Origin of the sequence: Actinokineospora fastidiosa (assembly GCF_014648415.1) — a bacterium.
Classification (GTDB): Bacteria; Actinomycetota; Actinomycetes; order Mycobacteriales; family Pseudonocardiaceae; genus Actinokineospora; species Actinokineospora fastidiosa.
In genome coordinates, this window is the sequence record NZ_BMRB01000011.1 from 20,377 (window position 1) to 31,901 (window position 11,525).

12 protein-coding genes are annotated in these 11,525 nt (G+C 75.0%); 1 reads left to right on the plus strand and 11 read right to left on the minus strand.

Annotated features, from left to right (window positions below):
• Positions 1-13: 13 nt before the first annotated feature.
• Positions 14-1,072: a DUF1015 family protein gene (locus IEY98_RS30910; RefSeq protein ID WP_229787785.1), complete on the plus strand. Its 1,059-nt coding sequence runs from the start codon at positions 14-16 to the stop codon at positions 1,070-1,072.
• Here IEY98_RS30910 and IEY98_RS30915 read toward each other — a convergent pair.
• From IEY98_RS30915 to IEY98_RS30965, 11 genes are all read right to left on the minus strand, one after another.
• A complete protein-coding gene (locus IEY98_RS30915) occupies positions 1,069-2,247 on the minus strand; it encodes a cation:proton antiporter (protein ID WP_189214230.1) in 1,179 nt (392 codons plus the stop codon). The two genes, IEY98_RS30910 and IEY98_RS30915, sit on opposite strands and share 4 nt — an antisense overlap.
• A 6-nt stretch (positions 2,248-2,253) precedes the next feature.
• Positions 2,254-2,736, minus strand: coding sequence for a cation:proton antiporter regulatory subunit (locus IEY98_RS30920; RefSeq protein ID WP_189214231.1), 483 nt, complete (start codon positions 2,734-2,736; stop codon positions 2,254-2,256).
• The gene (locus tag IEY98_RS30925; protein ID WP_189214232.1) at positions 2,733-3,263 is read right to left on the minus strand and encodes a DUF4240 domain-containing protein; all 531 of its coding nucleotides are present in this window, start codon (positions 3,261-3,263) and stop codon (positions 2,733-2,735) included. Before IEY98_RS30925 ends, IEY98_RS30920 begins: the two co-directional genes overlap by 4 nt.
• 121 nt (positions 3,264-3,384) lie before the next feature.
• Positions 3,385-4,479, minus strand: a complete 1,095-nt coding sequence (locus IEY98_RS30930) for an acyl-CoA dehydrogenase family protein (RefSeq protein WP_189214233.1) — start codon at positions 4,477-4,479, stop codon at positions 3,385-3,387.
• Positions 4,476-4,874, minus strand: a complete 399-nt coding sequence (locus tag IEY98_RS30935) for a RidA family protein (RefSeq protein WP_189214234.1) — start codon at positions 4,872-4,874, stop codon at positions 4,476-4,478. The genes IEY98_RS30930 and IEY98_RS30935 overlap by 4 nt, the downstream gene beginning before the upstream one ends.
• The gene (locus IEY98_RS30940) at positions 4,871-5,692 is read right to left on the minus strand and encodes an enoyl-CoA hydratase family protein (protein WP_189214235.1); all 822 of its coding nucleotides are present in this window, start codon (positions 5,690-5,692) and stop codon (positions 4,871-4,873) included. Before IEY98_RS30940 ends, IEY98_RS30935 begins: the two co-directional genes overlap by 4 nt.
• Entirely contained in the window at positions 5,689-6,369 is a 681-nt protein-coding gene (locus IEY98_RS30945; RefSeq protein ID WP_189214236.1) for an SDR family NAD(P)-dependent oxidoreductase, read from the minus strand. The genes IEY98_RS30940 and IEY98_RS30945 overlap by 4 nt, the downstream gene beginning before the upstream one ends.
• Positions 6,366-7,865 (minus strand): benzoate-CoA ligase family protein, encoded by a 1,500-nt coding sequence (locus IEY98_RS30950; RefSeq protein WP_189214237.1) that lies wholly within the window; start codon positions 7,863-7,865, stop codon positions 6,366-6,368. The genes IEY98_RS30945 and IEY98_RS30950 overlap by 4 nt, the downstream gene beginning before the upstream one ends.
• Positions 7,865-8,596 carry a creatininase family protein gene (locus IEY98_RS30955; protein WP_189214238.1) on the minus strand — a complete coding sequence of 244 codons (732 nt, stop codon included), beginning with the start codon at positions 8,594-8,596 and terminating at the stop codon, positions 7,865-7,867. The genes IEY98_RS30950 and IEY98_RS30955 overlap by 1 nt, the downstream gene beginning before the upstream one ends.
• Positions 8,593-10,620, minus strand: coding sequence for an FAD-dependent monooxygenase (locus tag IEY98_RS30960; RefSeq protein ID WP_189214239.1), 2,028 nt, complete (start codon positions 10,618-10,620; stop codon positions 8,593-8,595). Before IEY98_RS30960 ends, IEY98_RS30955 begins: the two co-directional genes overlap by 4 nt.
• Entirely contained in the window at positions 10,617-11,447 is an 831-nt protein-coding gene (locus IEY98_RS30965) for an LLM class flavin-dependent oxidoreductase (protein ID WP_189214240.1), read from the minus strand. Before IEY98_RS30965 ends, IEY98_RS30960 begins: the two co-directional genes overlap by 4 nt.
• Positions 11,448-11,525 lie beyond the last annotated feature (78 nt).

The window sequence follows — 11,525 nt, forward strand, 5'->3', positions numbered from 1 at the left end:
CCGGGGATGGGTCGTGCGCGGCGAGGTCCCCGGCCCGGACGTCGACGAGTTCGCCGACGAGGTGAGCGTCACCACGGCGCTGGCCCGCGCGTCCGCCGGGTCGCTGCTCGCCGTGCAGCACCCGCACCGCACGCCTGCGGCCATCGCCGCCGGGCTGACCCTGGACGACGCGCTGCCGTCGGCCAGGGCGGCCCTGCGGGAGCTCACCCGCCAGGCCTACCGGCCGGTGACCGACGTGATCGCCCCGTACCAGGTCGACGGCCCGGACGGCTCCGCGATCGGCCTGCTCTGCATGGTCGAGCCGGACCCGGAGTTCGTCCGCCACAGCGAGGACGTCTTCCCCGACGTCGTCGCCGAGCGGGCGCGCGTGCTGTCCGGCCTGGGCGCGCTGACCAGTGCCGCGCTCCTCGTCCCCGTGCACTCCGGTGCCGAGCTGACCGCGGCCGTCGCCTCGGCGACGACCGGCCCGCCCGCCGTGTCGACTGTGGACACCTCGGGGCGCAGGCACCGGCTGTGGCTGGTCGACTCGCCGGAGCTGCTGGCGGTCGCGTCGGCCGCGCCGCTGATGGTGGCCGACGGCAACCACCGCGTCGCCGCCGCGGCCCAGGCGGGCGGCCTGCTCGCGTTCGTCACCGCGGGCCCGGACCTGCGCATCCGCGGGTTCCACCGCGTCCTGCGCGGCGTCGACCCCGCCGCGCTGCTCGACGCGTGGCGCGGGCTGGACATCCGGCGGGCGCCCGACGCGATGCCGCCGACGCAGCCGGGCACCCTCGTGGCCCAGCTGCGCGGCGACCGCTACGTCATCACGCTGCCGCGCGAGGACGGCGTCATCGATCACGCAGTCCTGGAGTCCCTGCTGGCCGCCGCGGGCATCGACCCGGCCGGTCCGCAGGTCCGCACGTTCCCCGACGGCCGTGAACCGCCCGACGCCGACGTCCTGCTCTACCTGGCGCCGGTCCCGCTGCCGGACGTCCTGGCCGTCCACGCCGCGGGCGGGCGGATGCCGCGCAAGAGCACGTACTTCACCCCGAAGCCGCGCAGCGGCCTGCTGATCGCCGAACTGGGCGGCTAGGCCGTCGCCGGGCGCACCCGGCGCTGCACCGCCATGGCCACCGGCTCCACCACGCGCGCCGCGATGGGTCCGAGGATCGCCATCAGCAGGACGTACGCCGTCGCCAGCGGGGCGAGCTGGGGATCGACCGCCCCCGTGCCGACCGCCAACCCGGCGATGACGATGGAGAACTCGCCGCGGGCGACCAGCGCGGCGCCCGCCCTGGCCCGGCCCATGCGGCCGATGCCCTGGTGGCGGGCGGCGAACCAGCCGGTGGCCACCTTGGTCAGCGTCGTGATCACCGCCAGCGCCACCGCGAAGCCCAGCACCGGCGGGATCTCGCGCGGGTCGGTGTTCAGGCCGAACACCACGAAGAACATGGCGGCGAACAGGTCGCGCAGCGGCTCCAGCAGCTTGGTGGCGTTCTCCGCCGTGGACCCCGAGATCGCGATCCCCAGCAGGAACGCGCCCACGGCCGCGGACACCTGCAGCTGCGAGGCGATCCCGGCGACCAGCAGCGCGGCGCCCAGCACGCGCAGCAGGAACACCTCCGGCTCGGGGCTGTCGACGACCATCGACACGAACCGCCCGAACCGCAGCGCGATCACCAGGACCACGGTGATCGCGATGAGCGCGACGCCCACCGCCGTCAGGCCGCCGAGCAGTGTCGCGCCCGCGAGCAGCGCGGTCAGGATCGGCAGGTAGATGGCCATCGCCAGGTCCTCGAAGACCAGGATCGACAGCACCACCGGCGTCTCCCGGTTGCCCAGCCTGCCCAGGTCGCCGAGGACCTTGGCGATGATGCCGGACGAGGAGATGTAGGTGACGCCCGCCATCGCCAGCGCCCCGACCGGCCCCCAGCCCAGCATCAGCGCGACCGCGACGCCGGGCAGCGTGTTGAGGACGATGTCGAGGATGCCCGCCAGCCACGAGCGGCGCAGGCCGGTCACCAGTTCGGCCGCCGAGTACTCCAGTCCGAGCAGCAGCAGGAGCAGCACGACGCCGATCTCGCCCGCGATCTCGGTGAACGGCTCGATGCCCTCCAGCGGGATCAGCCCGCCAGCGCCGAAGGCCAGGCCGCCGACGAGGTACAGCGGGATGGGGGAGATGCCGATCTTCCAGGCGAGCCTGCCGAGCACGCCGAGACCGAAGAAGACCGCACCGAGTTCTATCAGCGAGATCGCTGTGTGGTGCACGCGCGGTCAGCCGGTTTCGAGGACTTCGACGGCCTTGGACAGGCCCTCCGCCGTCCCGACCGTCACCAGCATGTCGCTGCCCGCCAGCCGGAAGTCCGGCCGGGGCGACGGGTGCACGGTGCCGCCGCGCACGACCGCCACCACCGACACGGCGGTGCGGGTGCGCAGGGCGGTGTCACCCAGCGTGCGCCCGTCGTAGGGGGAGTTCGGGGCCAGCGGGAGCTGCCGGGTCGTGACGCCCGCCACGTCCCGGTTCTGCTCCTCCAGCTGCGCGACCAGGCTCGGCGCGCCGAGCAGGTTCGCCAGCGTGGCGGACTCCTCGACGGACAGCGGGATCGACGCGATGCACGAGTCCGGGTCCTCGCGCTTGGCCACGATCAGGTCGAAGTGGCCGTCCCGGTACGTGATCACCCCGATCCGCCTGCCGGATTTGGACACGAAGTCCTGGCGCGTGCCTATCCCGGGTAGCGGGGTCACCTCGACGTTCACCACACCACCGTAACAACCTCCGCGTCCGTTTCCTTCCGCACCGGGCGGATCGGGGTGTCGAAGAGCGCGGCGAGCCGGGGCAGCGGCGGCTCGGGCCCGTCGTCGGGGGCGGGGAAGCACTCGCAGTCGAGCCCGCAGACCTCCAGCACCGCCCGCGCCAGCGACGGCCATGCTGGCTGGTCGGCGACCGCCCACCCGCCCGCCAACGCCTGCACCCTCGGCACGTCGGCGAGGCTGTCGGGGTCGGCGAGCGCCCGCTCGACCGCGGTCCGCCCGAGCGACAGCAACCACGGCTGGAAGTCCCAGTAGGCGTCATCCCCGAGCCGCCGCCCGAGCACGACCCGAGCCGCCGCCCGCAGCCCGGGCGTGTCCACCCGAGCGGCGACGAGGTGCCGGTGGAAGTCGACCGCGCTGGCCCTCGGCAACCGCCCCAACTCGGTCACCACGAACTCGGTCCGCTCCCGCTCGGTGGGCCGCTCGGCCGCCCGCCCCAGCAACTCCCAGAACGCCGCCGCCGTCATGGTCATCGGCCAGCCTCCCCGAGTCTCGACAGTCGGTCACCCGCGGCGCCCGGACGGCAGCCCACGCCGTCCGGCCTCCCTCGGCCCCGGGATACCGATCATGTTCGCAGGAGGGACTGACAGTCGGTCAGGCGAAGAGGCTTCGGGCGATGATCTCGCGTTGGATCTCCGACGTGCCCTCGTAGATGCGCGGCGCCCGGACCTCCCGGTACAGGTGCTCCAGCAGGTGACCCCGCTCCAGCGCCCGCGCCCCGTGGACCTGGACCGCCAGGTCGACGGCGACCTGCGCGGTCTCCGTGGCGAACAGCTTCGCCATCGCCGAGAGGTGGCCCGACGTGCCGGGGGCGGCGTCGTAGGCCGAGGCGGCGTCGTAGACCAGGAGGCGGGCCGCGCGGAGGCGGGTGGCGACGTCGGCCAGTTGGTGGGAGACGCCCTGGAAGGCCGAGAGGGCCTTGCCGAACGCGTGCCGCTGGGCCGCGTGGGCGACGGCGGCGTCCAGGGCGGCCTGGGCCATGCCCACGGCGAACGCGCCGACGCTCGGGCGGAACAGGTCCAGGGTGCGCATCGCCGCCGCCCAGCCGCCGCCGACGTCGCCGATCAGCTGGTCGCGCCACACCGGGACGCCGTCGAAGCGGAGGGTGCCGATGGCGTGGGGGGCCATCAGGTCGAGGTGGTCGCCGCGCAGGCCGGGGCTGTCGCGGGGCACGGCGAAGGCGGTGATGCCGCGCCTGCCGTCGCCGGTCCTGGCGAACACCGAGTACACCTCGGCCTCGGGCGCGTGCGAGATGTAGGTCTTCGTGCCGGTCAGCCGCCACCCGTCGCCCGCCGGGGTGGCGGTCAGGGCGAGGGCGGCGGCGTCGGAGCCCGCGTCGGGCTCGGTGAGCGCGAAGCCGACCGCCGCGCGTCCGGCCGCGATCTCCGGCAGCCAGCGGTCGGCGGCGGGACCGCCCGCCAGCAGCATCGGGTACGCGCCGAGGCCCTGCAGCGCGAAGGCCGTCTCCGCCTCGGTGCAGTGCCGCGCCAGGCCCTCCCGGATCTCGCAGAGCTCCACCGCCGACGTCGGCAGGTACGACCCCTCCGACTGCCGGAAGATGTGCGCCAGCAGGCCGTGCTCGGCCAGCGCCGCCAGCAGCGCCCGGTTGATCCGCCCCGGCACGCCCTGCCGGGCCGCCTCGGACAGCGGCCCGGCCGCCAGCTCCTCGGCGCGTTCGCGCAGGCTCATACGACCGCCACCCCGACCAGCTCGATCATCGCCTCCCGGTCGAACAGCTCGACCACCCCGAACAGCGCCACCGCCGGGTAGTGCCGCCCGAAGTGCTTGCGCCACAACGGCCCCAGCTCGTCCAGCGCCGCCTTGTACGCCGCCACGTCCGTCACGAAGATCTGCACCGACACCAGGTCGCCCGGCTCGCCGCCCGCCGCCGCCAGCGCGGCGACCACGTTGCCCGCGGCGACGTCGAACTGCTCGGCCATCGTCGTGCCCACGATCGCGCCCGACGCGTCCTGCGCGGTCTGCCCGCCCAGGTACACCGCCGACCCGGGCACGGCGACGACGGCGTGCGCGAACCCGACCGGCGGGGCCAGCTCGGGCGCGGTGACCACCCGGTGCCTGCTCATCGTCCACTCCAGACCGGACGGCGGCCGCCGGACCAGGCCGCGTAGAACTCCGCGTGGTCCTCCGTGCGCATCATCAGCGCCTGGGCCACGCCCTCCAGCTCGATCGCGCTGGCCAGGTCCATGTCCTGTTCGCGGGTCAGCAGCACCTTCGTCGCCGAGTACGCCTGCGCGGGGCCGTCGGCCAGCCGCCGGGCCAGCGCCTGGGTCTCGGCGGGCAGGTCGTCGACCACCCGGGTGGCCAGCCCGATCCGCTCGGCGCGCTCGGCGTCCACGCTGTCGCCGAGCATCAGCAGCTCGGTGGCCCGGCCGAGCCCGACGATGCGCGGCAGCAGGTACGCCGAGCCCATGTCCGCGCCCGCCAGCCCGACACGGGTGAACAGGAACGCGAACTTCGCCTCGCGGGCCAGCAGCCGGAAGTCCGCGGCCAGCGCCAGCACCGACCCGGCGCCCGCAGCCACCCCGTTGACGGCGGCGATCACCGGCAGCGGGCACTCCCGCAGCGCGCGCACCACCGCGCCGGTCATCCTGGTGAACTCCAGCAGGCCGACGACGTCCAGCTTCCGCAGCTCGCCGATGATCTCCTCGACGTCGCCGCCGGAGCAGAAGCCCCGACCCTCGCCGCGCAGCACCAGCACCCGCGCGTCGCCGCGGTGCGGCAGTTCGGCCAGCAGGTCGCGCAGGTCGGCGTAGGCGTCGAAGGTCAGGGCGTTCAGCTTCTCCGGCCGGTTGAGGGTGACCGTGGCGACGCCGTCGTCGACGGTGAAGCCGAAGTGCGCCCATTCCCGGGTGAACCCGGGCGAGGCCCGGTACGGGCTCATGTGACTCCTCCTCCATCCAGGACCAGCGCCTGGCCGTTCACCGCGGCCGCGTCGGCCAGGAACAGCACGGCGTCGGCGACCTCGTCGGGCTCCAGCAGCCTGCCCAGCGGCGACATCCCGGCGATGGACCGCTCGGCGTCGGCCTCGGACCGGCCGGTCAGGTGCGCGACCCTGCGCACCGACTCGGTGGTCATGTCGGTGCGCACGAACGTCGGGCAGACGGCGTTGCAGGTGACCCCGGTGCCCGCGACCTCGGCCGCGACCGCCCGCATCAGGCCGACCGCGGCGTGCTTGGCCGCGCTGTACGCCGAGGTGTAGCGCGCGCCCGCCAGACCGGCCGTCGACGCCACGGTGATGATCCGGCCGTGGTCGCGCTCGACCATGCCCGGCAGCGCGGCCCTGGTGCAGAGGAACGCGCCCAGCGCGTTGACGTCCATAGTGGAGTGCCACTGCTCGACGGTCGTGCGGGCCAGCGGGGCGCTCGTGGCGATCCCGGCGTTGTTGACGAGCACGTCGACCGGCCCGACGCGCTCGAACAGCGCCGCCACCGCCGACTCGTCCGTCACGTCGCACTCGGCGCGCCCGACCGCCACCACCGCGTCGCCCAGCGCGCCGAAGCGGGCGGCGACGGCCGCGCCGATGCCCCGCGTGCCGCCGGTGACCAGCACCCGCCTCATGGCAGCGCCCTCCGGTCGAGCTTGCCGTTGGCGGTGCGGGGGAGTTCGGCGAGGAACACGACCTTCTCCGGGGTCTTGTGCGGGGACAGCCGCGCGCGGACGTACTCGCGCAGCTCCTCGCCCTCCACCCCGTCGCCGACCACGTAGGCCCACAGCCGCGTGAGGCCGTCGGTGTCGTGGCCCGCGACCGCGCACTCGACGACGGCCGGGTGGCCGATCAGGCAGTGCTCGATCTCGGCAGGCGCGACCCAGACGCCGCTGACCTTGAGCAGGTCGTCCGCCCGGCCCCGGTAGGTGAACGCGCCGTCCGGCCCCCGCGTGACCAGGTCGGCCGTGCGCACGGTCCCCGGCGCGGGGAACGTCAGCGCGGTCTTGTCGGGGTCGCCCTCGTAGCGCAGGGCGACGCTGTCGCCGGTGACCTCCAGCGCGCCCACCGTGCCGTCGGGCACCTCGGCGCCGTCGGGGTCGACCACCCGCGCGGTGTAGCCCGGGACGGGCACGCCGATGGTGCCCGGCCGCGGCGTGCCGGGCCGGTTGGACAGGAAGATGTGGTACGCCTCCGACGAGCCCATCCCGTCGACCACCTCGACGCCGAAGCGGTCCATCCACTTGCGGTGCAGCTCCCTCGGCAGCGCCTCGCCAGCCGACGTGCACAGCCGCAGGCAGCTCAGGTCCTGATCGGACGGATGGGCCACCATCGCGCTCATCATCGTCGGCACGTTGACCAGGATCGTCGGCCGGTGCTCCGCGATGAGGTCGAACACGCGCTCGGGCGTGGTCCGCTCGGGGAACACGACGCCCGCGCCGCCCGCGCCGAACGGGAACAGGGCGGCGAGGTCGCGGGCGTAGCCGAAGAACAGCTTGGGCACCGGGAGGACGACGTCGTCGCGGTCGAGCGCCAGCACGCCCTGGGCGTAGGCGAGGTTGCTGAACAGCGGGCTGCGGGCGGTGTGCACGCACGCCTTGGGCCTGCCCGTGCTGCCCGTGGTGAACTTCCAGAGCACCTCGTCGTCCAGCCCGACCGGCGCCGTCTCGGCCTCCGGGGTGGCGGCCTCGGCCAGCACGTCGAGGTCGAACTCGTTGTCACGCAGGTCCCGGCCGCCCGCGTCCGCGACGAGCACGCGGCGGCCCCCGGTCCCGGCCTCGCGGACGCGGTCGATCGTCAGCGGGTCGACGATCACCACGGTGGCGTCGGTGTAGCCGATGAAGTAGGCGAGGTCCTTGGCGGGCAGGAAGGTGTAGACCTCGGCGGTGACCGCGCCCGCGCGCTGCGCGCCGAACCAGGCGGCGACGAAGTCCAGGCCGTCGGAGAGGGCGAGCAGCACCCTGTCGCCCTGCCGCACGCCCAACGCGCGCAGCACCCCGGCCAGACGGTTGGCCCGCTCGGTGAGCTCGGCATAGGTGATCGGGCCGTCGGTGGTCAGCAGCGCGGTGCGGGGGCCGTCGCCGCGATCGAGGGCGGCGTCGAGGAAGCGGGCGGCGATGTTGGCGTCCATCACTCCTCCGTGACCAGCTCGGCGATCGTCTCCAGCAGCAGTTCGGCCAGGGTGTCGAAAGTGGACTCGCCCTCGGCGGCGCTGGCCTCGGCGGGCGCGCCGCAGTAGGCGCGGTCCATGCCCATCGCCGGGAAGTCCTCGGCGCCCGCCCGCATCCGCGCGGGCATGTCGACGTGGTTCTCCGGCAGGCTCGCCATGGCCTCGGTGTCGACGAGGTCGGGACGGTCGGCCAGGACCAGCGAGGTCTCGTAGCGGCCCGCGTGGCAGGAGCCGGTGCGGAACTCCTCGGTCAGCCGCTGCGCGACGGCCCGCCGGGTCAGGTCCAGATTGCCGGTCCGCACGCCGCGCTCGGCCAGCGTCCGCACGGCCCTGCGGACCGCGGCGACCTGGCCGGGCTCGAAGTGGTTGTTGACGATCACCACGTGCGGAAATCCCTGTGCGGCAAGGGAAGCGCAGACCTGGACGATCAGGTCGTGCAGCACGTCCTCCTCGACGCCGACCGCGCCCGGGAACGCCGCGCTCATGCGCGTCACGCCGTAGGGGATCGGCGGCAGCACGCGCACCGGGACCCGGGCGGCGACCCGCTCGCACACGCCGGTCGAGATCAGCAGGTCGGTGTTGAGCGGCGCGTGCGGGCCGTGCGGCTCGATCGCGCCGAGCGGCAGCAGCAGCACCGGCGGGTCGGCGGCGAGGTCGCCCACCGCGGGGGAGGTCAGGTCGGCGAAGTTCACCCCAGCTCCTCCAGCGGTGTCGGCCGAGGGCTCAGCGCGCACAGGTCGGCGCGGCCAGCGGCGAGGACGGTGTTGGCCTCGTCCGCGGTGGTGAGGTAGCCGCCGACCAGCGTGCGGACCCCGGCCTCCGCGCGCACGCGGTCCGACAGCGCCGTGAGGTGGCCGGGCCCGTAGTCGGGCCGGGACTCGGCGACGGTGTGCCCGGCCCGCACGTGCACCACGTCCGCGCCGCGCTCCCGCGCCTGGCGGGCGACGGCCACGCCGTCGTCGGCGGTCAGGCCGCCGGGGGCGAGGTCGTCGACGCAGAGCCGGACGATCAGCGGCCCGGCCCACGCCGCGCGCACGGCGTCGAGCACGGCCAGCGGGAACGCCCGGGTCTCCGGACGGCGGTTGGTGAGCGGCGACAGGAAACCGGCCAGCAGGTGCCCGTCCGCGAGGTCCAGCTCCAGCACGTCGGCGTCGCCCGCGTGCCCCGCGGCGGCGACGAACCGCGCGGTGAGGCCGTCGAGGTCCGTCAGCTCGGTCGGGACGGCGCTGAACGGGCCGTACGGGAGCGCGGACGCGGCCACCAGCGGCCACGCCTGGTCCGGCGGCAGCGGGATGTCCGCGCCCCACTCCGGCGACCGGGTGGCCCCGCGCGCCCCGGCGTGGGTCAGCCGGACGGCGAGCAGGCCGCCCGCGGCGTGGACGGCGTCGGCCAGCTTGGTCCACGGCTCCGGCGAGTCCAGCACCGGCGTCTCCGGGCAGACGCGCCCCTCCGGCGACACCGCCGCCGCGACAGCGACCAGGCCCGCGCCCGCGCGGACCGCGTCGACCGCCGATCCCGGCGATGCGTCGGCGACAATCCGGTTCGGCAGCCGCACGGCGCCGAGGTCGAGCGGGGTGAACACCGGCGGCGGCACCACGGCGCCCGGCGCCGCGCCCGCGAACGCGGCGTCGGCCACCCGCACCAGGTCCGGATCGCGGGCGGCGAGGTTGGCGTGCGAGACCCGGCCGCTGCGGGTGAGCAGGTTGACCGCGAACTGGATCGGCCGGTAGCCGGTGTAGCGGGCGGTGCGCAGGAAGTACGCCGCGCTGTCGCCCGCGGCCTTCTGGAACCGCTCGACGACGGGCTGGCGCTCGCCCTCGTACTCGGCCAGCGCGGCGGTCAGGTCGCCGTTGCGCTCCAGCGCCGCGGCGAGGGCGACCGCGTCCTCCATCGCCAGCTTCGTGCCCGAGCCGATGGAGAAGTGCGCGGTGTGCGCGGCGTCGCCGATGAGCACCAGGTTGCCGTCGTACCAGCGCTTGCAGCTCACCCGGGGGAAGTCGAGCCAGCGCGAGCGGTTGGACAGCAGCGCGTGCCCGGCCAGGTCCTCGGCGAAGACCCGCTCGCAGAAGGCGATGCTCTCCGCCTCGGTGACGCCGTCCAGCCCGGCACGCCGCCACACCGGCTCGGCGCACTCGACGATCCACGTGCCCCGGTGCTCGTCGAACGGGTAGGCGTGCGCCTGGAACAGGCCGTGCTCGGTCTCGCGGAAACTGAAGGTGAACGCATCCAGCGGCAGGTCGGTGCCGAACCAGACGTACTTGCCGCCCTCCGGCCGCACGGCCGCGCCGAACCGCCGGGCGTCGCGGAAGCGGCTGTTGGCCCCGTCCGCGGCCACCACGAGGTCGGCGTCCGGCAGCGTGTCGACCTCCACGCCGAAGCGCAGGTCCGCGCCCAGGTCGCGGGCGCGCTCCTGCAGGATCGCCAGCAGCCGGGTGCGGGCGATCGCGGTGAAGTCGTTGCCGCCCGCGCGCACGAGCCTGCCGCCGAACCGGATGTCCACAGCGGACCAGCGGGCGAAGGAGTCGGTGATCGCCTGGTGCGTGGGCACGTCCGCGTCGCGCAGCGCGCCGAGCGTGCCCGCGGAGAACACCACGCCCCAGCCGAACGTGGCGTCGGGGGCGTTGCGCTCCAGCACCGTGACCGCGTGCCCGGCCTTGCGCAGCAGGATCGCCAGGTAGAGCCCGGCGGGCCCGCCGCCGATGACGACCGTCCTCACGCGACCACCTCGGCCAGCCGCTCCGCCTCCGCGGGGTCGGCGGTGGACGGGAACAGGATCAGCTCGTCGCAGCCCGCGTCGGCGTAGCCGCGGATGAAGTCGCGCACCTCGCGCGCGGTGGTCAGCGCCCCGGCCGCGATGCGCTCGGCGAACGGGCCGGTGAAGGCGTAGTAGTCGCGCAGGTAGTCCCGGCCTCGGTCGGCGTCGGTGAGCGCGATGTAGCCCTGGCCCCAGAGCCACGGGCTGCCCGGGCGGCCCAGGTCCTGCCAGGCTGCGCGCGCCTTCGCCGCGGCGGAGGCGAACGCCCGGGGCGGGCCGCCGCCGTGGGCGTAGCCGTCGCCGTAGCGGGCCATCCTGGCCAGCGCGGCCCCGCTCGACCCGCCGACGAGCAGGCCGACGCCGGGTCCGCCGAAGCGCGGCACGGGGAACTCGGCGATCTCGCCGCGCAGGTAGGCCAGCTGGGTGGACAGCGCCCGGCCCCTGGTCCGGTGGTCGGCGCCCGCGGCCGCGTAGTCGTCGCGGCGGGCGCCGACGGCCAGGCCGAGGGTGAGCCTGCCGGGGGCGAGCGCGTCGATCGCGGCGGCCTGCTTGGCCAGCAGCGCGGGGGAGCGCAGCGGGCCGATGGCGATCATCGTGGCCAGCCCGATCCGGGTGGTCACCGCGGCGGCGGCCGACAGCGCGGCGAAGGGCTCGACGCTGTCGTAGCGGAGCCGGTCGAGGACGCCCAGGGTGCTGAACGGGCCCGCGTCGGCCGCTCGCGCCCAGTCCAGCAGGCCGGTCCCGGTCACCCCGGGGACGGTCGTGGGCAATCCGATTCCGACCTGCACCAGCCACACCACCCTGTGCGCCGACGGTCCTGCGGACGATCAAAACGTTACGGTTGACTCGGGTGGGGTGTCAACTAA

What these genes read in the sequence shown, in the direction of transcription:
- IEY98_RS30925 (WP_189214232.1), bottom strand. Translation starts at nt 3,263, where the DNA reads ATGACCATGACGGCGGCGGCGTTCTGGGAGTTGCTGGGGCGGGCGGCC.
- IEY98_RS30930 (WP_189214233.1), bottom strand. Translation starts at nt 4,479, where the DNA reads ATGAGCCTGCGCGAACGCGCCGAGGAGCTGGCGGCCGGGCCGCTGTCC.
- IEY98_RS30935 (WP_189214234.1), bottom strand. Translation starts at nt 4,874, where the DNA reads ATGAGCAGGCACCGGGTGGTCACCGCGCCCGAGCTGGCCCCGCCGGTC.
- IEY98_RS30940 (WP_189214235.1), bottom strand. Translation starts at nt 5,692, where the DNA reads ATGAGCCCGTACCGGGCCTCGCCCGGGTTCACCCGGGAATGGGCGCAC.
- IEY98_RS30945 (WP_189214236.1), bottom strand. Translation starts at nt 6,369, where the DNA reads ATGAGGCGGGTGCTGGTCACCGGCGGCACGCGGGGCATCGGCGCGGCC.
- IEY98_RS30950 (WP_189214237.1), bottom strand. Translation starts at nt 7,865, where the DNA reads ATGGACGCCAACATCGCCGCCCGCTTCCTCGACGCCGCCCTCGATCGC.